The following is a 21,761-nucleotide window of genomic DNA, read 5'->3' on the forward strand; positions in this document are numbered from 1 at the left end:
CGAATGGAAAGGATCGATCTATCCCTTAAAGAGGAAGAAAAGAGGTGCGAGATCTTCATAGGCTCCGGAGTCATCGATTTTCTTGTGGCCGACCTCGAGGGAAGGCCGCTCGGTAATCGACTGGCCATAATTACGGACAGCACGGTGGAAGGGCTCCTGGGCCGCCGCCTGAGCCGCCGCCTCTGCGATGCAGGCATCAAGACCGATCTGATCGCCTTCAGTCCTGGAGAGGAAGCCAAACGATGGAAGACGGTCAAGAGGATCTTCGAGCAGCTCCTGGCAAAGGGTCTTGACAGGAAATCAGCCCTTGTGGCTCTTGGGGGAGGAGTAGTGGGTGATGTGACCGGCTTCGTGGCCTCGCTCTATATGCGGTCGATCCCTTACGTCCAGGTACCCACCACCCTTCTTGCCCAGTCTGACAGCAGCCTGGGAGGAAAGAACGGGATCGATCTCGCACAGGGGAAGAACCTTCTGGGCACCGTCTATCAGCCTTCCCGGGTCTACGTGGATCCGTCGGTCCTCAGGAGTCTGCCTCCCCATGAATTCCGCAACGGCCTCGCGGAAGTCATCAAGTCCGCCGTTATCAGAAGTGCCGAACTGTTTCGGCTCCTGGAAGACTCCCGCGCCGCCTTGCTGGAACACCGATCCGGGGTCCTGGAGGAGATGGTCTCCAGGTGCTGTCAGATCAAGTGTGCGGTGGTCGCCGACGACGAGAGAGACACAGGGTTGCGAAGAATCCTCAACTTCGGGCATACCGTGGGTCATGCCATCGAGACCTACACGGACTACCAGGTACCTCACGGCATGGCCGTCTCCATGGGCATGGCATCCGAAGCAGCCCTCTCGGCAAGGATGGGAATCCTGTCAGACACCGAGAGACGGAGGCTCCTTGCCCTGCTCGGGATATACGGGCTCCCCACTCGGATCCCCGAAGGCTACAATGCCGAAAGGATCCTCGCACTCATGGCCTCGGACAAGAAAACCGAGGAGGGACGGATCGCCATGGCTCTGCCTACCACCATAGGAGACGCCGTCGTCAAAAACGGCATTCCGAAGGGTTTGATCCTGGAGACTTTGAAGGAGGCCCAGGCATGATCGCTGTTCCGATCGTCTCGTCCACGGAGCAGGAAGCCCTGCGAGACATGGAAGAGGCCGCAAAGGTGGCCGACTGTATCGAGATCCGCCTCGATATGGTGCCCAGGCCTGCCTGGGCACCCCTCCTGAGAAAAAAGACCAGGCCGACCATCATAACCCTTCGTCCCGAACGCCAGGGCGGCTGCTTCCGGCAGGAAGAGACTCTCCGGGTCCGGTTGCTCGGGGAAGCGCTCGGCCATGGTCCTGATTTTGTCGATCTTGAGTGGGACACCCCGCCCCACCTGCTCGGCCCCCTCCTGAGGAAGAAGGGGGAGAAGACAAGGGTCATATTCTCTTACCACAACTTTGCGGAAACCCCCCGGGATTTGGAGCCTATCATGAGAGAGATCGCCTCCAGGGGCGGGGACATCGTGAAGATGGTGACTCTCGCAGAGGATCTCGTTGACAACGTGAGGGTCCTCGAAGCCATCGAAAGACGCCCCGGCAAGACGATCGCCTTTTGCATGGGTCCCTTTGGATTGCCGAGCCGGATCCTCACACTCAAGGCTGGAGGTTACCTTACCTTCGGGGCTCTCTATCGTGGAAAGGAATCGGCACCGGGCCAGATCCCTGCCGCTGAATTGAGAGAGATCTACAGGGTCCACCGGATCAAACCCGAAACCCGCGTATTCGGAGTCATCGGAGATCCTCTTGCCCACTCGCTCTCGCCGAATATTCACAACCCGGCCTTTGAACAGACGGGCTACGACGCGGTCTATGTACCCTTTCGAGTCCGGAAGCTTGAGGGTTTTATCTCCCATTTCAGTTCCCTTGGTGTACACGGCTTCAGTGTAACGATCCCCCACAAGGAGGCGATCATCCCTCTGCTCGACGGTGTGGACGGAGAATCGGACCGGATGGGGGCGGTCAACACGGTCTATCGCCGCAAGGGGCAGTGGCTGGGAACCAATACCGATGTCTATGGGGCGTGGAAGGCTCTGGAAACGGCGGGGGTAGAACTTCGGAGAAAGCGGTGGACCGTCGTCGGAGCGGGGGGGGTGGCCAGGGCCGTCGCCTTTGTCGCAGCCCTCCGCGGGAGACCCGCATCTCTCACCATCGTCGGCCGGACACCGAAGAGGCTCGAACGCCTCGTCAAGGATCTCCGACAGGTATCACCGTGCCCGGTTTCAGGGATACCTTTCACGGAGACGGACCTGAGGAAGGCTCTCAACCATACCGACATCCTCGTCAATGCTACACCTGTGGGTATGACTCCAGGAGCGGATGAGACCCCCATCCCCTCAGACCTCCTGGAGGCGAGACCGCTGGTATTCGACACCATCTACAATCCCATAGAAACCAGACTGCTGAGGGAGGCCAGGGAGCGGGGGTGCCGGAGCGTCTCTGGTTTTGAGATGTTTCTCCATCAGGGGGCGGCTCAATTCGAGAAATGGACCGGCATGAAAGCCCCCCTGGGACTGATGGAGGAAAGAGCCAGAATGGGGTTGGAGCAATGAGAAAACGGAGAGTTCCATGCCTTGCCAGGCTCGACAGCAGAGTCACGGTTCCCGGTTCAAAGAGCCATACGGCCAGAGCCCTGATCATCGGTGCACTGGCTTCAGGACAGACCGTTTTAAAAGACCCGCTCCTGGCTGAAGATACCGAGTATATGATCCGGGGCCTCAAGGCCTTAGGTGTGAGAATGAGAACGACCTCAAGGGGAGTTGTGATTCAGGGCACGGGGGGCAGACTCTCTCCTCCTGCGGAGCCGATCTTCCTCGGAGGCGCTGGAACCGCGGTCCGCTTCCTTACCACCTTGAGCGGGCTCTGCGGTGGGCATGCAGTGATCGACGGATCGCCTCGCATGCGCGAGCGACCCATTCAGGATCTCCTCGACGCCCTCAAACCCCTGGGGATCGATGCCCGTTCCATCCCTGGAACAGGATGCCCCCCGGTCGCCGTCGAGGGAGGCCGCTTCCGGGGAGGCAAGACATCCCTCAGAGGAAGCACGAGCAGCCAGTTTCTTTCCTCGATTCTGCTCGCAGGCCCCTATGCGGAATCCGGGGTTGAGGTGGACGTTGATGGGGACGTGGTATCCCGCTCGTACATCAATCTTACCATGACCACCATGAGGGACTTCGGGGTAGAGGTGACCCACGACGACTACCGGGTATTCCGAGTGCCAGCGGGCTCCTATTCGGGAAGGCCGTACACGATCGAGGGAGACCTCTCCAGTGCGTCCTATTTCTTTGCTGCCGCCGCCATAACCGGAGGCCGGATCCGTGTCGATGGAATCAACCCGGCCACGGAGCAGGGAGACAAGGGGCTGCTCGATGTGCTGGAAGCGATGGGGTGCCGCGTCCGTTGGGAGGGCCGTTTCGTGGAGGTCACCGGCGGTTCTCTCTCCGGTATCGATGTGGAAATGAAAACCATGCCGGATGCCGTGCCTACTATTGCCGTCGTGGCCGCCTTTGCAAAGGGTACCACCCGCATCTCCGGAGTCGGGCACCTCCGCTTTAAGGAGACCGACAGGCTGGCTGTCCTCGAACGGGAGTTGGACAAGCTCGGCATCGAAGCAAAAGCAGAGGGGGATTCTCTGGCCGTGCGGGGTGGCAATCCCAGGGGAGCGGAAATCGATCCCTCAATGGACCATCGAATGGCGATGGCCTTTGCAGTCGCCGGACTCCGAACACCTGGAATCGTTATCCGGAATGCCGATTGCGTAAGCAAATCCTTTCCCGGGTTCTGGAGACTCCTGGAGGGGCTCGGGTGAATCTGGTTCTCATCGGGTTCATGGGGGTGGGAAAAACCTCGGTGGGCATGGGACTGGCCGAGAGGTTGAGACGCCCCTTCATCGACACGGATTCGCTCATCGAAGAGGCTTACTCCCTGCCTATCACCCGGATCTTCGAAAAGCACGGGGAGGCCTCCTTCAGGGAGACGGAGAGGCGGGTGGTGGAGGAGGTCGGCAACCGGCGGCGATGCGTGATCGCCACAGGAGGAGGCGTCGTGCTCTGGAAAGAGAACGTGGAGTGTCTCAGGAGGAGGGGGCTTCTAGTCCATCTGACCCTTTCGCCGGAGACGATCTTCCGTCGAATCGGCCACGAAACCGAGAGGCCCCTCCTCAATACAGACAATCCGAGGCAGACCCTGGAGACCCTCTTCCGGTCCAGGGATAGGCTCTACCGCGCCTGCAGCGATTTCACCATCGACCGCGATGGTCTGGGCGTGGATGAAACCGTGGAGAGGGTGCTCGCCTTGGCGGCTCTTCATGGATTGACAAGCAAAGGCACAGACGGGCCGCTGGAGAGGAAATGAGGCATGACAAACGCTTTTGGTGAACGGTTCAGAATCTTGACTTTTGGTGAAAGCCACGGCAGAGGGGTCGGGGTTGTCATCGACGGGGTGAGGCCCGGACTCGATTTTGACGTGGAGGCCATTCAGAAGGAACTCGACAGGAGGAGACCGGGCCAGAGTGAACTCGTCAGCCCCAGGCCGGAAGCAGACCGTGTGGAAGTCATCTCCGGGGTCTTTGAGGGCAAGACCCTCGGAACTCCCATCTGCCTGATCATCCCAAACAGGCACCAAGACTCAGATAACTATCAGGCCCTTAGAGAGGTTTTCCGCCCTGGCCATGGAGGATACGCGGTCCTCAAGAAATACGGGATCAGAGATCACCGGGGAGGAGGCCGGTTGTCCGGCAGGGAGACTGCGGCTCGCGTGGCTGCAGGTGCACTGGCGAAGAGAGAGCTGGCAAGGGAAAACATTCGGATCATAGCCTATACACGGGAGATCGACGGAATTGCCGCCCGGACCGTCGATCTTAACGAGATAGAGAACAATCCCCTCCGGTGCCCGGACAGGGATGCTGCCAGAGAGATGGCCGAGAGGGTTCTCCTCCACAAGTCCAGGGGAGATTCGGTGGGCGGCATCGTCGAGGTCCTGGCGCGCAATGTCCCCCCTGGGCTCGGCGATCCTGTGTTCCAAAAGCTCGACGCGGAACTCGCGGGTGCCCTCATGTCTATCGGAGGAGTAAAGGGGGTGGAGATCGGCGAGGGTTTCCAGGTGGCCCGCATGCGGGGATCTCAAAACAATGACCCCATGGACCGTCATGGATTCAGAACCAATCATGCAGGAGGAATCCTCGGGGGTATATCGACGGGTCAGGAGATCCTGGCCAGGATCGCGGTCAAGCCGACTCCCTCCATCAACAAGCCCCAGGACACAGTCGACATCCACGGAAGGGAAAGACGGATTTCCATTGAAGGAAGGCACGATCCGTGCATCTGCCCCCGCATCGTTCCCGTGGCAGAGGCCATGGTGGCTCTTGTTCTGTACGATGCCCTGCTCCGGCAGAGGGATCTGGAAGAGACCGAAACAACCCTGGAGGGGCTCCGGAAGGAGATCGACGGAGTCGACCACCGGATCGTCGAGCTTCTCGCCAGGAGAAACGAGATTTCCCGGGAGATCGGAGAGTACAAGAGAAGGAGGGGCCTTGAGATCAGGGACAGAGAGAGGGAGTCCCGACTTTTGGAACAGAGAACCCAATGGGCTCTGGAGTCTGGTCTGGACACGGCCTTGGTGGGAGAGATATTTGACCTGCTGCTCAGAGGCTCGAGGGAGATTCAGAGCCGATGAAAAGGACCCTGGGGATAGTCGGATTGGGTCGATTCGGCCGCCTCGCTGCCGCCCAACTCAAGGACCGGTTCGAACTCGTCGTCTATGACAGGGAGGACTGCAAGGAGGCTGCCGACAGACTCGGAGTCCGGACCGCTCCCCTGGGAGATGTGGCCGGATGTTCGGTGGTCCTCCTCTGTGTCCCCATCTCCGGAATCGAACAGGTTCTGAGAGAAATCACCCCTTACCTCGTAGAGGGGTCCCTTGTTGTAGATACGTGCTCGGTCAAAGAGTACCCCGTCTCTGCAATGAAAGCGATTCTGCCGGATTTCGTGGAGATTCTCGGGACGCATCCCCTCTTTGGGCCGGACAGTGCGGCGGGCGGCCTTGAAGGGAGGAAGATCGTCATCTGCCCTGTCAGGCTGCAGGATCCCAGGAGGGTGGAACGGTTCCTGAGACGGCTCAAGCTCCGGGTTCTGGTCTCCTCGCCCGAGGCACACGACCTGGCCATGGCCTCGACCCAGGCGATCGTTCAATTCCTGGGTAGGGCCTTTCTCGAGATGGGGCTCAGCCGACACCCCATGGCCACTCCAGGGTACGATCAACTGATCGGCATTCTCGAAGTGGTCCAACACGACACATGGGAGCTCTTCTTCGACATGCAGAATTTCAACCGTTTTGTTCCTCATGTCAGGGAGAGACTCGTCGGGTCTCTTACGGCACTGAACCGGAGGCTCTCGTCGAGGAGCCCTGCTTTGTTTGAAAGGAATCTGGAGGGAAGAAAGGGATGAAGGTCGCTTTTCAAGGGGAAAGAGGTGCTTACAGCGAGATGGCCTGCTATGACTTCTTCGGGACAGAGGTGACGGCCCTCCCCTTCGCCACTCTGAGTGACGTCTTCAATGCCGTGTCGGACCGGACCGCCGAGATGGGAATCGTCCCCATCGAGAACACCTATGCCGGGACGATCACAAAGACGTACGAGCTGCTCCTTGCCTACGACCTCTTTATTGTAGGCGAGACCTACCAGCGAATCGTCCACTGCCTGCTGGCCAATCCCGGGGCCAACCTCCGACAGATCAGGAGGGTCTACTCCCACCCCCAGGCCCTGGAGCAGTGCGAGCGCTTCACGACGGATCTCGGGTTCGAGCCCGTGCCTGTTAGAGATACGGCCGGAGGGGCCAGAATGGTTAGGGAAAACGGGCGCCTCGATGAAGGTGCCATAGCCCACGAGGCCTGTGCCAACATATACGGCCTGGATCTCCTGAAAAAGTCGATCGAAACCAATCCGAAAAACTCAACCCGGTTTGTGGTGATCTCCAGGAGACACCTCAAGGTGACCGAGGATGTCAAGACTTCCCTTGTCTTTGCCACCAGGCACATCCCTGCGGCCCTGTACAAGTGCCTGGGCGGCTTTGCCACCAACGGTGTCAACCTCACCAAGATAGAATCTACACCCAACAGGAACGAGGGGGCCGGGTATCTGTTCTACCTGGATCTAGACGGGCACCCCGAGGATACCAATGTGAGGGAGGCCTTGAGGGAACTGGATTTCTTCGCCTCCTTCGTGAAGATCCTCGGTTCTTATCCAAAGGAGACGTTTCCTCCCACCTGACGGACCCGAAAAGGTGAGAAGGGGTTCAGCCGAAGAAACGCGGCATTACTCCCGGTACTATTCCTCATGTGGTCCATCCAGGCGGGAGAGACGGGCCTTTGGGGGTTCGCGCCCCGGGGCCGACCGGTTCCACTCGGCCAGAGCCTTCCAGGCAGTGCTGTATGCATTGGCCGCACTCCAGAGGAGCCAGCCACGCACCCGGGAACGGCGCAGAGCCCGGAGCTCTTCCAAGACGTAATCCCGGCCGAATACGCGCGTTCCAAATGGAAAGGCCTGAATCCAGGGTCTGATGGTAACCCCGGTTCCTCGGAGAAGGGTCGAGAACCTCTTGCACGTCTCAGAAACCAGGAGAAAAGGCTTGTCTCCGGGATCGGCGATCCCTTGAAAGGAACCATAGAAGTGGGATGGATAGATCATGGGACTTATGACATCACAGTATCTGGCCAGGTCTTCTATGTTTTGGCCGGTCATCTGAATATCCTCTGCCCGCCTCCATCCCATCACCCCGAAAACATCGATCGACAAGAGGACTCCGTAGGGAGCCAATTCCTCCTTTGCTTGGGCGAGAAAAGCGGTAATGGTCGCGTGCTTCGTGGTTTTTCCCGGGTCAAAGCCAAAGACGTAGTCCCTGGTGTTTCCCATGGTAGGATAGCGGATGTAGTCGAACTGGATCTCATCGGCACCCAGGGCCGCCAGTTCCTTGGCAATGTCCAGGTTGTATCGCCGGACTTCAGGATAGAAAGGATCGACCCACGCGAACCTGCCCTTCTCCATCCATACCTCCCCTGTGGAAGCGGATCGAATAGCCAGGCTCGGCCTTCTGGAAGCCAGCAGAGGATCGCAGAAAAGGACGATCCGAACGCAGACATGGAGGCCCCTCTTGTGGAGGAAGTGGAAGAGCTTTGACAGGTCATCGACGCATGGGCTTCTCGACGCGCCGATCTCTCTGGCAAGAGCCACCTCTGACGGATAGGAGAGCATCCCGGACATGTCCTTGGCGTCAAGGACGACCGTGTTGCCACCCAGAGGGGTGAGCTCCTTGATGAGCCTGGGCATCTTCCGGCACGCCATGGAGTATCGATTCAGATAGATCCCCCTGGCCTCGAAGTCCTTTGCCTTCGGAATCGTCTTGGACACAACAGGGGCCGACCTCACCACGGGGATCACGAGATACTGGTTCGGGCGGATCAGGGTCCCCCTCAGGCCGTTACGCGCCCTTATGCGGCGGATCAGATCCCTGACCGTATAGGCCTCCGTAAGGGGAAGATAGAGATGGGCGATCTTGAAGAGCGACTCCCCGGGCGAAACACGGTGGAAGAACTCTGTTTCCTTCTTGTAGTCTCTTGCAAAAGTTGCCCATGGCAGGGAAAAAAAGACCCATGCAAAAACCAGGAAGAGACAGGTGTTTCTTGTGGGCAGACCTTTTGTTTTCAACATCTTAGAGCCTCACCAGCGACTTGTTTAACTCATCCTCAAGCACGGGACCTCAACGAGAGCGCAAGAACCATACCTAAACCGCGGTGAGTGCTCTTTTTGCATGCCCTTCACCTCTCCTTCGCCTCTCTCCACTCAGGACGGCTCCGTTCAGCCTCGAAGGGTGCTCCACCGCTTTCGTAATGCCCCTAAGGGATGGCGCCTCTTCTAGAATTCGGGGGGTTCCAGAGCCGATTTTCGATTCCTGGATTCAGATTCGCAGTTCCTTTCAATTGACTAATACGTCGCAAGCCAAGAGCCGGGAGACTCGGGCCGACATTTTCCTTGATTTTGTTCGTGGAAGGTGATAAACAGGCGGATGTAAGTTGTAAGCGTTTTTCCGAGGGTCACACAAATGGACCGGAGACGTGCCACCATGCCGTGCGCCTTTGTGACAAACCCGAAAGATACTGCAACTTACACCTAGATTATTTGCAGAGGGGGGGTGAGTTGCAGTGGCCAGGGGACGAGTCAAATGGTTCAGCGAGAAGAAGGGCTATGGGTTCATCACCCAGGAAGATGGAACCGACGTATTTGTCCACTATTCTGCCATTCAGAAAAACGGGTTCAAGACTCTTCATGAGGGCGAAGCCGTAGATTTCGAAATCACCCAAGGCGAAAAGGGGCTGCAGGCCTCAAATGTGATTGTGCTGGAGTGACAGAGACGATTCACGGAGACAGAGGGAGCCCCGCAGGAAGAGATTCTTTCGGGGCTCCCTTTCTTATCGGCCTTCTCACCTGGTGCTCTATCCGTCCCTGGACCCACTTTTTCACGGCGGCGATGAGTTGACCTTTGCCGGAGTTTCCACTATGCTTTTACTGAGGGGGGTGCGGGAGGATATTCGCTATGAAAGACAACGACTTTGATAAACCGGACAATGGAAACTCCGATCAGATGTTCACTTTCTCCGATGAGGACTTGGAATTCGGCGGAGGGGTCGAGGATGGAGAGCCCGGGGAGGGACAGACACCGGTCGGGGGCGATTCTTCGCCCGGGGTTTTCGCTTCTTCGCGAGGAGAGAGACGATCCCGGCGGTCCCGGAGACTCGTGGTCCTTTTGTGCTTGGGTCTTGCCATTCTCCTGGTGGCCATCTTTCTCTTTCTGAGACCGAAAGCCAGACGGGCTCGAGTCGCCCGTGAAACGCTGAATCCTGTCGTTCAGCCTGTGGAGAAGAAAAAGGAACCCATCTTTCCCCAGGTGGACCAGAAAACAGGAACATCCCAGGAACCTGTTGCAGGTGGTTCATCCGAAGGAGAAGGGCTGGTCGCCTCCATGCCCGTGGAATCCCCCCCCGAGAGTAGATCAGCGGGACCTGAGCTGAAAGAGTCCATCCCCGGCGAGCAACTATCCACGGCGGCTCCTGCTGCCGAACAGGAAACCCCGATGCCTCAAGACGAGGCCAAGACCCGGGTTGCCAGTGTCCCGGAGTTGTCGGTGCCGCCCGTTGCCGAGGAAAAACCTCAACTCCCTGCAGGCAGGTTCACGGTCAACGTGGGCTCCTTCAGAGAGAGGGCAAGGGCTGAACGGTTGATGAAAAGACTGGACAAAGCCGGCTATGATGCATTTGTGGCAGAGGCCACCATCCCCGGGAGCGGAACCTGGTACCGCGTTTCAGTGGGGAGGTTCCATTCCCGGCAAGAGGCCTTGGCCTTTGCTCAAGAACTCAAGGAAAAACAGGGAATAGACTTCTTCATCAGAAAGCTGAAAAAGCCCAAGACCTGACCCGCCTCGATCTTTTCCATGATCCTGTTTGGGAACCCCTCGAGCTGCCCTCCCCTTGACCTGTGTGGCGAATCTGCTAAGATGGTAACGATCGGCTATGGCCTTTGAGGGGGTGAGAGGCCAGGTGTCGTTGCCCCGACTCAACTTCAAACATCTCCGTGCGTTTTACTCTGTCGCCAGGAACAGGAGTTTCACTCTCGCCGCCGAGGAGCTCAGTGTTTCCCAGCCCACCATAAGTCTCCAGGTGCGAGAACTCGAGAAGGATCACAGGGTAACGCTCTTTACAAGAACCCAGAAGCCGATTGAATTGACCGACGAGGGCAGAATCGTATTCTCCTATGCCGACAGGATCTTCAGCCTAGCCCGGGAGATGGAACGTGCCGTCGAAGACCTCTGCACGATGCATTCGGGAACGCTTAGACTCGGCTCAGGACCTCTTTATGCCAAGTATGTAATGCCGAGTGTCATCGACTTCATACAGAAGAGAAACCCAGATATCAACATCCAGCTACAGACCGGACCCCCAAAGGACATTCTGCAGAAGGTCTTGCGTCTCGAGTGTCACGTGGGGATCCTGGGGAGGCTTCCGTATCCGGGAAACATCATCTACAAGAACATCATAAAGCAGAAGCTCTTCTTTGTTACGACGGACAGTGAGATCAGGGAGAAGGTCCGCTTGGTCGATCTGTCGAACTACCCGATCATACTTCAACAAAAAGGATCTGCAATCAGGGAGACCATCATAGATGCCTTCAAGGAGAGAAACCTGTCATTGAACGTACACATCGAGTCTCATAGTCATGAAGCGATAAAAAACATGGTTACAAATGCCATGGGCGGCGCTTTTTTCCCTTTGTATGGAATCGAGGAGGATCTCAAAGAAGACAAGTTCAGAAAAATAGTCATAGAGGATGACCTCTACCTTTACGTGGACGTCATTTTTGTCAAAGAACGGAGGAAATCGAGAACTGTCAGAAGCGTTATTTCGGCGATAAGCAACTACTACTTGTAAATCATCCCTAGAAAACCCGCAGTGCAACCTGTCGGCACCGAATCTCTCTAGATGGGAGGACTCGGCACAAGGTCGTTTTGCGACTCGCTTGAGAATCCGTGTTCCCGCTTTTCTATAGATTTTTTCAATTCATCGATTAGTTTTATGTATTTGTTTTTTCGAAAGAATTATCTAATAATCATGCCAGGGAATTCGATCGAATCGCGATGAGGAGGGAGGTGAGATATTCTAAGCGATACAAGGGGCAAGGGTACATGGTTACCTTCAACCGACTGGAAAACAAGAAAGGAGGGCTCCATGAAGTCGCGAAGGTTTTTTGTCGTTCTAGCAGCGGCCGCAGCGTTGGTCCTTCTCGTGCCATGGCTTGGCGGAGGTCCCTTTTGCGCGGAGCAAAAGTACCCGGTGAAACCCATCAAGCTCATCTGTCCGTATGGGGCGGGTGGTGCAACCGATCTTGCTGCCCGGATACTCACCAGCGTCATCCCGGAGTTTCTCAATCAAGCCGTGGTAGTGGTCAACAAACCAGGAGCCGGCGGGGCCGTGGGCTTCGATTTTGTGAGAAGGAGCAGGCCCGACGGCTATACCATGATGATGACAGCGATAGGGGCCAATGTTCTGGTTCCAGCAATCAACCTCAAGGTGCCTTACAAATACGACGACCTCGTCTACATAGCCCGAACACAGATCAACCCGAATGTTCTTATCGTCAATGCCAAATCCCCGTGGAAGACCTTCCAGGACCTGGCCCAGGCCCTGAAAAACAATCCCGGGAAATACAGGTTTTCCACCGCGGGTGTGGGAAACGTCTCCCATCTCGGACCGATCGTGCTGCTCAAGGAGCTCGGCCTGCCGAATGATGCCGCAATCCCGGTCCACTACGACTCGGATGGCGCAGCCATTCTCGCCCTGATACAGGGCGAGGCGGATTTCTGGCAGGCGAATCTCGCTCCGGCCGCAGGCAACATCAAGGGCGGATTGGTCCGCGCCCTGGCCGTGACGACCCCAAAGAGGGTACCCGGGTTTGACGACATTCCGACATATACGGAGTTGGGTTATCCGGGAATCGACATCGTTGGATGGCGTGGCGTGGCCGGCCCACCCGGACTGCCGGATCACATCGCAAAGATATGGGAGGAGGCTGTTGCCAAGAGCTGCCGGTCCAAGTCCTGGCTGAAACTCGTCAGGAAACTGGGAGATGAACCGGGCTACATGGACACCGAGGAGTTCAACAGGTTCGTTCATAAGGAGTTCAAACGATACAGGAAGCTCTTCACCGAGCTGGGATTGCTGATAAAGTAAAGCCCGCCGTATCAGGGCCTCTGCCTTTCGCCTGAAAGGGCGGAGGCCCTCCATGAGGAGGTCCTTTCAGTGGGAGAAGATCCGAAGGGAAAAGGCGAGGATCTCTTGACCCAACCTTCTAGACAGAAAACCTGGAACAGAGACATCTGGCTCGGCCTCATCCTCCTTGGCTTTTCCCTGTCCCTGTTGTTCTGGCTTATCCCGGTTTACGTGGGGGAACATACCACCGGCGAACGAGGGCTTACCCCTCGTTTTTTCCCGTACAGTATCGTCATCACCCTGGCTTTCCTGAGTCTCCTTCTGGTCTACGAGAACTTCCAGGCAGGTCACGAACAGCGTCCCCGTGCAGAGGACAAACGGGTGACACCCTTCACCCTTGTCTGCGTACTGCTGTTTTTCGCATACTACGTGGAGATCAGGGTGATCGGGATGGTTCCGGCCAGTATGGTCACCATGTTCGGTCTGACTCGTCTTTTCGGATTTCGCCGTTGGTTGACTAACCTCGTGATAAGTGTGGTCTTTGCGATTCTACTCTATCTCTTTTTTGAAAAAATGGCTCAGGTTTCGATCCCACGCGGCCTGTTGTTTGAAGGCTGGTACTGAGGGGTGAACCCGGGGTGTGGAGCCGATTTCTCCCCCCGACTTCAACAGATGGATCCATTCATGATCGTTTTGGATGCAGTGAGCCATTATGTGACGAACTACCTCGAGAATTTCCGGCTGGGAATAGTCTATTTTTTCACCTTCAAGAATCTCCTGGCCATCTTTGGTGGAGTCTCCATAGGGTCGCTCTGCGGAGCCATCCCCGGAATGAGTATCACCATGTCCGTGGCCCTCACTCTGCCTTTCACCTTCAGCATGGAGCCTCTCACTGCCATCTCTCTGCTGCTTGCGGTCTATGTGGGAGCAATCTACGGCGGGTCGATTTCGGCGATCCTGCTCAACACACCAGGCACTCCCGCTGCCGCATGCACGTGTCTGGACGGCTTCAAGTTGGCACAACAAGGCAAGGCGGGAAAGGCTCTCCAGATGGCCAATTGGGCTTCCTGTGTAGGCGATCTTTTCAGTACCATCGTGGTCATCCTGGTGTGCCCCCTCCTGGCCAAACTGGCCCTGTACTTCAAGTCGCCCGAGTACTTCGCTCTCATCCTTTTTTCCATCACCATCATCGGCGGGGTGACCGGGAAATCGATGATCAAGGGTCTCATTGCAGGCGCCCTGGGCTTTCTCGTCGCCACCGTCGGCATGGATCCCTTTGTCGGGAGCGGCCGCTTCGACTTTGGATCTCTGGAGCTTATGAAGGGTTTCAGCTTTGTCCCCCTCTTGATCGGTCTCTTTGCCATCCCGGAGGTTATGCTCCAACTCAATCGATCCAGAATGCTCAAGGGCAGGGCCCGTATCAGCATGGTTGAATCTTCCGACCCTGATGACAGGCGCCTCACGTGGAGGGAATTCAAGGGCAGCTTCCGTCACATGATCCGAGGGGGATTCGTGGGCCTCATCCTCGGAATAATCCCCGGGCTGGGGGCTACCCCTTCGGCCTTTGTGAGTTACGAGCGGGCCAAGCGTTCGTCGTCACATCCCGAGGAGTTCGGCAACGGGTCCCTGGAGGGCGTGGCAGCCGCCGAGGCCGGCAACAACGGGGTCAACGGAGCCACCCTGTTGCCCCTGCTGACCCTGGGAATCCCAGGAGACGTGATAACCGCCGTCATGTTGGGGGCCTTCATGATTTTCGACCTAAACCCGGGCCCTCTCCTCTTTACCCAGCACATAGACCTGGTTTTCGGGCTTTTCTGCGCCCTGCTCATGTGCGACGTGGCATTGCGGCTTGTAGGGATGGTCCTTATCCGATACGCCCAGAAGATTACACAGATGCCCACCTCACTGATCTTCCCCGGCGTGGTGGTTCTCTGTGTGTTCGGCAGTTATGCCATCAACAACAGCATCTTCGACATCCTCACCATGTTTGTCTTCGGCATCGTGGGATACGTGATGCTCGTCTTCGAGATGTCGCCAATCCCCTTTCTCATCGCTTTCGTGTTGGCACCCATGCTCGAGAGGGGGCTACGGCGCTCCCTGGTTATCTCTGGGGGAAGCCCGGTAATCTTCTTGCGCAGCCCCATTGCGATCTTCTTTTTTGTCTTAACCGCCGTGGCGATTATCTCAATAGCCAGGAAGAGGCTCAAAGAGAGAAGTCCATAAGCTTTTCGCCACCGGTCACAGGTTCGACTCGATGGGGTGATGGCCTTTGGCCTTCCCGACAGGAATGACTCCATGGGAAGGGTCTTATCTGGGAGTAATCCAAGGAAAAGCAGAGGGAGGAGTTAGGGATGGAGGAGAGGAACATTGTTATCATCAGTCTTGATGAGGTTCGGCCGGACCATTTGAGTTGTTATGGGTACCAGGGGGTCAGGACCAGGCATATTGATGAGGTGGCCGGGCGTGGAGTGAGGTTTGAGACCTGTATCAGTACGGCTGACTTTACACCCATTGCCATGGGCACGGTGATCACGGGGAGGTATCCGAACAGGCACGGCATGAGGGACCCGTATTGTCGGCTTGTGGGGCCTTCGATTGGAAGGATTCTCAAGGAGAGGGGATATACCACGGCCGGTTTTGTGGGGAATGGTCTTTTGGCCGGCCAGCATGGTTTTGCCGACGGATTTGCTTTCTGGAATGAGACCTCCAAGGAGACCAGTTGGCTCGAGCTTCGCTATGCTGGGAGCGATCAGGTCTTCTACGAGGGCAACTACTGGGTGGAAGAGTTGTTCCACTGGTTGGAGGGCAATCACAAGGCCCGGTTTTTTGTCTGGGGGCATCTGTACGAGACCCATGAGGGATCGGAGCATGCTCTTCTCAGGAGGGGACTAATCAGGGAGGGGGAGTTGGCTGAGTTTGAGTACTACGATGCGAAGATAAGGATGGCTGATGAGAGGTTGATAGGGCCACTGCTTGGGAGGCTGGAGGAATTGGGGATCGTGGATGACACGATTTTGGTTGTGATGAGCGACCACGGAACCAATCTGGGGGACCGGCCTGCCCGGCAGATTCCGTGGAGGGAAGAGGGTAAGATATATCCCCAGCATACGACCATGTATGATCACGATCTCAAGGTTGCCATGATCATAAGCGGGCCGGGGCTGCCGAGGGGGAGGGTTGTAAGGGGGATGGTAGGTTCTGTGGATCTGGCCCCTACGCTTTTGGATCTGGTCGGCATCTCGACCGAGCAGTATGATTTTGATGGGACGAGCCTGCTGCCTGCGATCGAGAGGGGCGAGGCCACCGGGAGGGAGATTTACTCCGAGGATCTTTTTGAGCCTCGTGGGGATGGGGCCTTGCAATCGATCAGGACGGACGGTTTCAAGTTTATACGTAACCTGACTCTTGGGACCGAGGAGTTCTACGATCTGGAAAACGATCCGCAGGAAAGGAACAACATCATCGAACAGATCGACAAGGCCAGGGCCGTTGAACTGAGGAAGAAACTGAACGTCTTTCTCAGGGACACGGTCTCCCAGGGCAAGGGGTTTTCCAAGAAAGACAGGGAGAAGATCGACAGGAGGCTCAGGGCGCTGGGATACATACAATAGAGGTTGATTTGGACAGAGGAAGGAGGTCTATGTCCGTGAACGTGATTCTACTGACCATCGACACCCTGAGGAAGGACGCCCTTGGTTGTTACGGCGGCAGGGGTCTGACCCCGTATATCGATTCGATCCAGGACCACTGCATTCGGTTCACCAAGGCCCATTCGGCCGGGCCTTACACCCGGGCGGCTTTTCCCGGGATTCTCACCTCTTCCTACTACCTGGAATACGGCATGGAACAGGAGCTCTCTGGCAGGAGGACGCTCATATCGGAGGCTCTCAACAGGGCCGGGATCGTGACGGCGGCCTTTCACTCCAACCCTTTTCTGAGCGAGGATTTCGGGTGGAACCGGGGTTGGGACGTCTTCTATGACTCCATGGACGAGGAGGTGGACGACAAGGCGCCCTACATCAAGGCCCGCGAGATAAACGCAAAGGTGGCCGCATGGCTCTCCTCCCATATCGGCTCGGGAGGCTACAGGCCGTTTTTTGTCTGGGTTCACTACATGGACATCCACGAGCCCTATGTTCCTGAGCGGAAGTACATCGACATGGTGGATCCGTCGATCGATCTGAGCGAGGAGGAGATGTTCAGGCTCTTTCCCGAGGTCGTACTCAAGCGGGATGTATCGGACAGGGCGAAGGTGGAACTCTTAAGGAAACTCTACCTGGCCCATGTCCGAGAGGTCGACGACGGGGTGAGGGGGTTTTTCGGGATTCTCGATGATACGGGAGTCCTCGGGGAGTCTGTCATCATCATCACCTCGGATCACGGAGACGAATTCGGTGAGCACGGGGGGATCTCCCATGACGGCAAGATGTACTCAGAGCTTGTCAACGTGCCCCTGATGATCTATGAGCCTCAAAGGCGAGAGGGTGTTGTCTCGGACACGCTGGTCACGACCCTTGACATCCCTCCGACCATAGTCTATCTGTTTGGTCTCGAACCGGTTGAGGCATTTGAGGGGCATTCCCTCCTGCCCCTTGAGGAGTACCGTGAGAGGGGCGTCTTCGGTGAGGCTGTGGACAAGCACGGGAGTTTCGAGAAGGGGGAGGAGAAGGAGGTTCACTACTACAGGGAGGGAGGCCTGAAGATAATCTACCGGGAAAGAGATGATGCGTGGGAGATGTACGATCTCGAGTCAGATTCGAAAGAGGTGAGAAACATCGTGGACACATCTCCTCGAGCCGAGCAGATGAAGGAGAAGATCAGGCCCCGGGTGAGGCGGTACCGGAGGTAGGTATCTGCAGACGGGAAAAAATCGAACCAGGAGGTTTGTGTGATGGCTCTGGACAAGAAGATCAGCGAGAAGCGGAAGCGGCAGTGTGAGAAGCTCGTTCAGATCTCGAAGAACATTGTCAGGCAGGCCTTTGACAGGTTTGCCCACCAGGAGTTGGGCATCACCTGGACGGGGGGGAAGGACAGCGGTCTGACCCTGTGGATCATCCGGCAGGTCTGCCAGGACAGGGGAATCGGCCTTCCCAAGACCATGATCATCGGCGAAGGCGATGAATTTCCGGAGATCGAGGAGTTTGTTGAAAGAATGAAAGAGGAATGGGACGTTCCCCTTGAGGTCTGCCGGAACGAGGATGTCCTGAAGGCCGCCAACTACACCCTGAATGCTCCGGTAAGGGTAAAGGAGCTCAATGAGCGGAATCGTGCCGAGCTCAAGCGGATCGGTTTCGACAAGGAGGAATTTCCCTTTGAGGCGGAATCCTACGCCGGGAACCATTTGATGAAGACCGTGGTTTTCCACGAGTTCCTGGAGAGGAACGGGATCAAGGGGATCTTTCAGGGGCTCCGTTGGGACGAACACCCGGCCCGGTTCAACGACGAGTATTTCGAGCACATGGAGGGTGGGCATCTGGTGCCGGAGCACACCCGGATTCGGCCGATTCTGCACTTTACGGAAAAGGATCTCTGGGACACCTATGCTGCTTTCAAGATCCCCTACTGCCCCCTCTACGAGAAGGGCTACAGATCGCTCGGAGCCAAGACGACCTCCCAGAAGAACTCCGACATACCAGCATGGCAACAGGACCTGGAAAACACCGAAGAAAGAATGGGAAGACGCCAGGACAAAGAAAAAGCCATGGAAAGAATGCGAAAACTAGGGTATATGTGAGCTTTGCCGGGACGGAATCGCGAGGAAGAGAGATGGTACAGCTGATTCCACCTCACGGTGGGAGACTGGTGCGGGCCCTGCTCGAGGGCGAGGAACTCCGGTCCGAGAAGGAGCGGGCCCTGGCAGGCCTCCTCCGGGTCCGCATGAGTTCACGGGAAACCTCGGATCTGATCATGATGGGAATCGGTGCTTTCAGCCCCCTTGAAGGTTTCATGGGCAAAGAGGACTGGCGCCTTGTCTGCGACGAGCTTAGAACGGCCCGGGGAACCTTCTGGCCGATCCCGATAACCCTTTCGGTCTCCGAGGAGAGAGCAGCAGAGATAAAGGAGGGCCAGGAGATCGCCCTTGTCGACGGTGACCGGGGTGAAATCGTAGGCTCCATGAAAGTGGAGGAGAAGTACCGGATCGACAAGAGGCATGAATGCCTCTCGGTATTTCGCACGGACGATCCGAAACACCCGGGAGTGGCAAAGGTTATGGCCCAAAGCGAGGTCAACCTGGCCGGTCCGGTCAAGGTTTTCAGCGAGCTCGACTACCCTGAGAGATTCGGGAGGCTCTATGCTCGGCCTGACGAAACCAGAGAGATATTCGCCCAGAAGGGATGGAGTAGGGTAGCAGCCCTCCAGTTGCGAAACCCCATGCACAGGTCCCACGAATACCTCGCCAAGATCGCCCTGGAGGTCTCGGACGGAATCTTCATACATCAGCTCGTGGGAAAACTGAAGGAAGGAGACATCCCGGCCGAAGTCCGTGTGAGATGCGTTGACGCCCTTCTGAAGGGCTACTTCCCCGCGGAACGGGTGGTCAACAAGGTCTACCCCATGGAGATGCGTTACGGAGGTCCGAGAGAGGCGCTGCTCCACGCCTGCTTCAGGCAGAACTACGGCGCATCCCACATCATCATAGGTAGGGACCACGCCGGGGTCGGCAACTTCTACGGCCCCTTCGACGCCCAGAGAATCTTTTCCGAAATTCCGGAGGGATCACTCAGGATAAAGATCCTGCCCATCGACTGGACCTTCTACTGTTACAAGTGCGAGGGCATGGCCTCGATGAAGACCTGTCCCCACTCTCCGGAAGATCGCCTGCTGATCAGCGGGACAAGACTCCGTGAGATGCTCTCCCGGGGTGAACGCCCTCCCAGGGAGTTCAGCCGGCCCGAGGTAGTCGATATCCTGGTATCCTACTATTCTCAAGGGGGATAGGAGAGATACCGGGTTCTGTTCAGTCCAAGAACAGGGCGGCCTTCCCGGCCAGGGCCTTCACGTGTTCCAGAGGAGACCATTTGGTTGAGACTCTGACACTCCTTCTTATAGGCGGTGTGGCGGGTTTTCTCTCCAGCCTCCTTGGGATCGGTGGAGGGGTCATCCTGATCCCCCTGCTCATCTATGTGGGGCACATCCAGATACTGGTCGCCACCTCGGTGAGCGTGGTGGCCATAATCTTTGCCTCCTCCGCCGGCACCGTGGCCCACTATGGAAGGGGCAACGTCCACATCGCCACAGGGATATGGATGGGTGTCGCCAGTATCGCGAGCGCACTGGGCGGCGCTCTTCTTTCAGGGTATTTTCCGGACGCCCTGCTCTACTATCTCTATATGGGGATAGTGACGGCGGCCATCATCATGCTCTTTCTTCCACGCCTCAGGCAGACGCCGAACCCCCGAGAATTTCATCTCAGGAGGTTGCCCGCCGTTCTAACCGGTCTCTTCAAAGGCTTCATGACCGGTGTCTTGGGGATCGGAGGGGGGTTTATCCTCGTTCCCCTCATGATCTATTTCTTGGACATGCCGATCCACAAGGCCATGGGGACGTCGCTGGCTGTCAACCTGTTCACCGCAGCGGCAGGATTCGTGGGAAAACTCGCCACCGGGAATTACGACCTCCGAGTCATCTTCTGGGTCGTCCTGGGGATAATTCCGGCGACCCAAGCCGGCGCCTGGGCTGCCAACAAATCCAGCCCCCGCTCCCTACGACTGTTCCTCGTGGCTCTTCTCATGGTTATCCTGGTCAAGATGGCCTGGAGCGTCTTCCTCCAGCCTCAGGGTCAGTAAGCGCCTCTATCCACATGAGTTGCGAGATACGCCATGTCCTCCTCTGTACGAGCAAAAAGGCCCACGTTACCCAGACGCACCTTTTCCAGTCCCATGGATCTCACCGCCTGATAGGCCTCTACCATTTCAACGGCCCTGGGGCTCCGGTAGCCTCTCATCCTGTGTGGTGAAAGGGATGGCCGGATCGACGTCCCTCAGATCCCTTGCAATCTCAACGAGCTGGCTGGTTTCGACTACTCCCGGAATGAAGAGGGAGAGAACCTCCAGGACAAACCCCCTTCTGATGATCTGTTCGGGCAGTTTCAGGATGCGGCCGTTATCACACCCGGTGAGCCACTTGTGTATCTCCGGATCGCGGGCCTTGATGTCGAGCCAGAAGCCGTCGACCCCTGAATCACCGAGGTAGTCGAGGTTTTGAGGCGTAAGCCCAAAGCCGTTTGTCTCGATCAGTACCCACAGCCTCGTTCTCGACTTGACAAGACGGGCACACTCCCTGTAGAACTCGGAACAGCAGGTCAGATCACCCCCGGTAAAGGCGATGATGTTCCGTGCAGGTCCGAACCCTTGGGGGCTCAAGAGAATCGATTCAGGATCCAGGGTTCCGGGGCAGAATCGGGACCTCTCTCCCCGGGTCACACAGCTCCCGCAGCACCGGCACGTGTCACGGGCATGCCAGGCAGTCGCTTTGGGCCGCGGTTCCCAGAGGGTTACAATCTCCTGGTAGGCGAGGGCTTCTCCGAGAATATCCACGGGGCTGTACCATGTGCCCTCCTTCACCTTGGTGAAGTACCAGGAATGGCATTTGCGGCAGGAAAAATTGCATCCTGATTGATAGACGGACAGGTAGTTCTCGGGCCGCGAGAGGTGAATCGACGTGACGAGTCGCTCCCACCGGCCTCCGTGCCACCTCAAGGTCGCCCGGCAGGCCGGTTCGTCTCTCGCCCCTGCCCTCACCCTACAACTGCCCGGGGAAAACCCCTGTTCTGCCAGGCGGCAGACCCCGGCCTCTCTCTCGGTCATGGGAAGGACCCCCATACAGGGAAGATCCGGCCTGTGGGAAGGTGCGCGCCTCTGCTATTCTACCGCTACGACCCGCGGAATAGAACCCGCTTCTCCGCCGCCCCTTCTGCGGACCCGCAGACAGCCAGGGGCGTTGACTTTCCATCAAGACTCTGCTATTTTGGC

Annotated in this window: 20 protein-coding genes; 18 read left to right on the forward strand and 2 right to left on the reverse strand. The window is 57.1% G+C overall.

All coding sequences use genetic code 11. The annotated features are described in order from the left end of the window. Window positions 1–3: 3 nt before the first annotated feature. From aroB to JRJ26_10460, 7 genes are read left to right on the forward strand one after another with little or no spacing between them, the layout of a single operon-like run. On the forward strand, window positions 4–1,095 hold the full coding sequence (aroB, locus tag JRJ26_10430) for a 3-dehydroquinate synthase (protein ID MBW2057898.1): 1,092 nt from the start codon (window positions 4–6) through the stop codon (window positions 1,093–1,095). Then, the gene (gene aroE, locus JRJ26_10435) at window positions 1,092–2,591 is read left to right on the forward strand and encodes a shikimate dehydrogenase (GenBank protein MBW2057899.1); all 1,500 of its coding nucleotides are present in this window, start codon (window positions 1,092–1,094) and stop codon (window positions 2,589–2,591) included. Before aroB ends, aroE begins: the two co-directional genes overlap by 4 nt. Further along, a complete protein-coding gene (aroA, locus tag JRJ26_10440) occupies window positions 2,588–3,847 on the forward strand; it encodes a 3-phosphoshikimate 1-carboxyvinyltransferase (GenBank protein ID MBW2057900.1) in 1,260 nt (419 codons plus the stop codon). Before aroE ends, aroA begins: the two co-directional genes overlap by 4 nt. After that, on the forward strand, window positions 3,844–4,392 hold the full coding sequence (locus tag JRJ26_10445; protein MBW2057901.1) for a shikimate kinase: 549 nt from the start codon (window positions 3,844–3,846) through the stop codon (window positions 4,390–4,392). Before aroA ends, JRJ26_10445 begins: the two co-directional genes overlap by 4 nt. A 3-nt stretch (window positions 4,393–4,395) precedes the next feature. Further along, window positions 4,396–5,712 carry a chorismate synthase gene (gene aroC / locus JRJ26_10450; GenBank protein MBW2057902.1) on the forward strand — a complete coding sequence of 439 codons (1,317 nt, stop codon included), beginning with the start codon at window positions 4,396–4,398 and terminating at the stop codon, window positions 5,710–5,712. After that, window positions 5,709–6,482 (forward strand): prephenate dehydrogenase, encoded by a 774-nt coding sequence (locus tag JRJ26_10455; protein MBW2057903.1) that lies wholly within the window; start codon window positions 5,709–5,711, stop codon window positions 6,480–6,482. Before aroC ends, JRJ26_10455 begins: the two co-directional genes overlap by 4 nt. After that, entirely contained in the window at window positions 6,479–7,303 is an 825-nt protein-coding gene (locus tag JRJ26_10460; protein ID MBW2057904.1) for a prephenate dehydratase, read from the forward strand. The genes JRJ26_10455 and JRJ26_10460 overlap by 4 nt, the downstream gene beginning before the upstream one ends. A gap of 57 nt (window positions 7,304–7,360) precedes the next feature. On the opposite strand, the gene JRJ26_10465 is transcribed toward JRJ26_10460, so the two are convergent. Continuing rightward, window positions 7,361–8,740 carry a LysM peptidoglycan-binding domain-containing protein gene (locus tag JRJ26_10465; protein MBW2057905.1) on the reverse strand — a complete coding sequence of 460 codons (1,380 nt, stop codon included), beginning with the start codon at window positions 8,738–8,740 and terminating at the stop codon, window positions 7,361–7,363. A gap of 491 nt (window positions 8,741–9,231) precedes the next feature. Between JRJ26_10465 and JRJ26_10470 the strand changes: the two genes are divergently transcribed. The 11 genes from JRJ26_10470 (at window position 9,232) to JRJ26_10520 (ending at window position 20,576) form a co-directional block, all read left to right on the forward strand. After that, window positions 9,232–9,435 carry a cold-shock protein gene (locus tag JRJ26_10470; protein ID MBW2057906.1) on the forward strand — a complete coding sequence of 68 codons (204 nt, stop codon included), beginning with the start codon at window positions 9,232–9,234 and terminating at the stop codon, window positions 9,433–9,435. A 188-nt stretch (window positions 9,436–9,623) separates the two neighbouring features. Continuing rightward, entirely contained in the window at window positions 9,624–10,499 is an 876-nt protein-coding gene (locus tag JRJ26_10475; protein ID MBW2057907.1) for an SPOR domain-containing protein, read from the forward strand. A 124-nt stretch (window positions 10,500–10,623) separates the two neighbouring features. Then, window positions 10,624–11,511: a LysR family transcriptional regulator gene (locus JRJ26_10480; GenBank protein MBW2057908.1), complete on the forward strand. Its 888-nt coding sequence runs from the start codon at window positions 10,624–10,626 to the stop codon at window positions 11,509–11,511. 297 nt (window positions 11,512–11,808) lie between these two features. Then, window positions 11,809–12,810: a tripartite tricarboxylate transporter substrate binding protein gene (locus JRJ26_10485; protein MBW2057909.1), complete on the forward strand. Its 1,002-nt coding sequence runs from the start codon at window positions 11,809–11,811 to the stop codon at window positions 12,808–12,810. Window positions 12,811–12,879: 69 nt separating this feature from the next. Beyond that, window positions 12,880–13,413 carry a tripartite tricarboxylate transporter TctB family protein gene (locus tag JRJ26_10490; GenBank protein ID MBW2057910.1) on the forward strand — a complete coding sequence of 178 codons (534 nt, stop codon included), beginning with the start codon at window positions 12,880–12,882 and terminating at the stop codon, window positions 13,411–13,413. 60 nt (window positions 13,414–13,473) lie between these two features. Continuing rightward, a complete protein-coding gene (locus JRJ26_10495; GenBank protein ID MBW2057911.1) occupies window positions 13,474–15,012 on the forward strand; it encodes a tripartite tricarboxylate transporter permease in 1,539 nt (512 codons plus the stop codon). A gap of 128 nt (window positions 15,013–15,140) precedes the next feature. Beyond that, window positions 15,141–16,400: a sulfatase gene (locus JRJ26_10500; protein ID MBW2057912.1), complete on the forward strand. Its 1,260-nt coding sequence runs from the start codon at window positions 15,141–15,143 to the stop codon at window positions 16,398–16,400. Between the two features lie 35 nt (window positions 16,401–16,435). Further along, entirely contained in the window at window positions 16,436–17,638 is a 1,203-nt protein-coding gene (locus JRJ26_10505; protein ID MBW2057913.1) for a sulfatase, read from the forward strand. A gap of 42 nt (window positions 17,639–17,680) precedes the next feature. Beyond that, the gene (locus JRJ26_10510; protein ID MBW2057914.1) at window positions 17,681–18,523 is read left to right on the forward strand and encodes a phosphoadenosine phosphosulfate reductase family protein; all 843 of its coding nucleotides are present in this window, start codon (window positions 17,681–17,683) and stop codon (window positions 18,521–18,523) included. Window positions 18,524–18,555: 32 nt separating this feature from the next. Beyond that, window positions 18,556–19,728 (forward strand): sulfate adenylyltransferase, encoded by a 1,173-nt coding sequence (gene sat, locus JRJ26_10515; protein ID MBW2057915.1) that lies wholly within the window; start codon window positions 18,556–18,558, stop codon window positions 19,726–19,728. Between the two features lie 80 nt (window positions 19,729–19,808). Beyond that, complete coding sequence (locus JRJ26_10520) at window positions 19,809–20,576, forward strand: sulfite exporter TauE/SafE family protein (protein MBW2057916.1); 768 nt, start codon at window positions 19,809–19,811, stop codon at window positions 20,574–20,576. A 126-nt stretch (window positions 20,577–20,702) separates the two neighbouring features. Here the strand turns inward: JRJ26_10520 and JRJ26_10525 are convergent, their stop codons facing one another. Further along, window positions 20,703–21,596, reverse strand: a complete 894-nt coding sequence (locus JRJ26_10525) for a radical SAM protein (protein MBW2057917.1) — start codon at window positions 21,594–21,596, stop codon at window positions 20,703–20,705. Window positions 21,597–21,761: the final 165 nt, after the last annotated feature.

The organism is Deltaproteobacteria bacterium, from assembly GCA_019308905.1.
GTDB lineage: Bacteria > Desulfobacterota > BSN033 > WVXP01 > WVXP01 > JAFDHF01.

What these genes read in the sequence shown, in the direction of transcription:
- aroB (MBW2057898.1), top strand. Translation starts at nt 4, where the DNA reads ATGGAAAGGATCGATCTATCCCTTAAAGAGGAAGAAAAGAGGTGCGAG.
- aroE (MBW2057899.1), top strand. Translation starts at nt 1,092, where the DNA reads ATGATCGCTGTTCCGATCGTCTCGTCCACGGAGCAGGAAGCCCTGCGA.
- aroA (MBW2057900.1), top strand. Translation starts at nt 2,588, where the DNA reads ATGAGAAAACGGAGAGTTCCATGCCTTGCCAGGCTCGACAGCAGAGTC.
- aroC (MBW2057902.1), top strand. Translation starts at nt 4,396, where the DNA reads ATGACAAACGCTTTTGGTGAACGGTTCAGAATCTTGACTTTTGGTGAA.
- JRJ26_10455 (MBW2057903.1), top strand. Translation starts at nt 5,709, where the DNA reads ATGAAAAGGACCCTGGGGATAGTCGGATTGGGTCGATTCGGCCGCCTC.
- JRJ26_10460 (MBW2057904.1), top strand. Translation starts at nt 6,479, where the DNA reads ATGAAGGTCGCTTTTCAAGGGGAAAGAGGTGCTTACAGCGAGATGGCC.
- JRJ26_10465 (MBW2057905.1), bottom strand. Translation starts at nt 8,740, where the DNA reads ATGTTGAAAACAAAAGGTCTGCCCACAAGAAACACCTGTCTCTTCCTG.
- JRJ26_10475 (MBW2057907.1), top strand. Translation starts at nt 9,624, where the DNA reads ATGAAAGACAACGACTTTGATAAACCGGACAATGGAAACTCCGATCAG.
- JRJ26_10485 (MBW2057909.1), top strand. Translation starts at nt 11,809, where the DNA reads ATGAAGTCGCGAAGGTTTTTTGTCGTTCTAGCAGCGGCCGCAGCGTTG.
- JRJ26_10495 (MBW2057911.1), top strand. Translation starts at nt 13,474, where the DNA reads ATGATCGTTTTGGATGCAGTGAGCCATTATGTGACGAACTACCTCGAG.
- JRJ26_10500 (MBW2057912.1), top strand. Translation starts at nt 15,141, where the DNA reads ATGGAGGAGAGGAACATTGTTATCATCAGTCTTGATGAGGTTCGGCCG.
- JRJ26_10510 (MBW2057914.1), top strand. Translation starts at nt 17,681, where the DNA reads ATGGCTCTGGACAAGAAGATCAGCGAGAAGCGGAAGCGGCAGTGTGAG.
- sat (MBW2057915.1), top strand. Translation starts at nt 18,556, where the DNA reads ATGGTACAGCTGATTCCACCTCACGGTGGGAGACTGGTGCGGGCCCTG.
- JRJ26_10525 (MBW2057917.1), bottom strand. Translation starts at nt 21,596, where the DNA reads ATGACCGAGAGAGAGGCCGGGGTCTGCCGCCTGGCAGAACAGGGGTTT.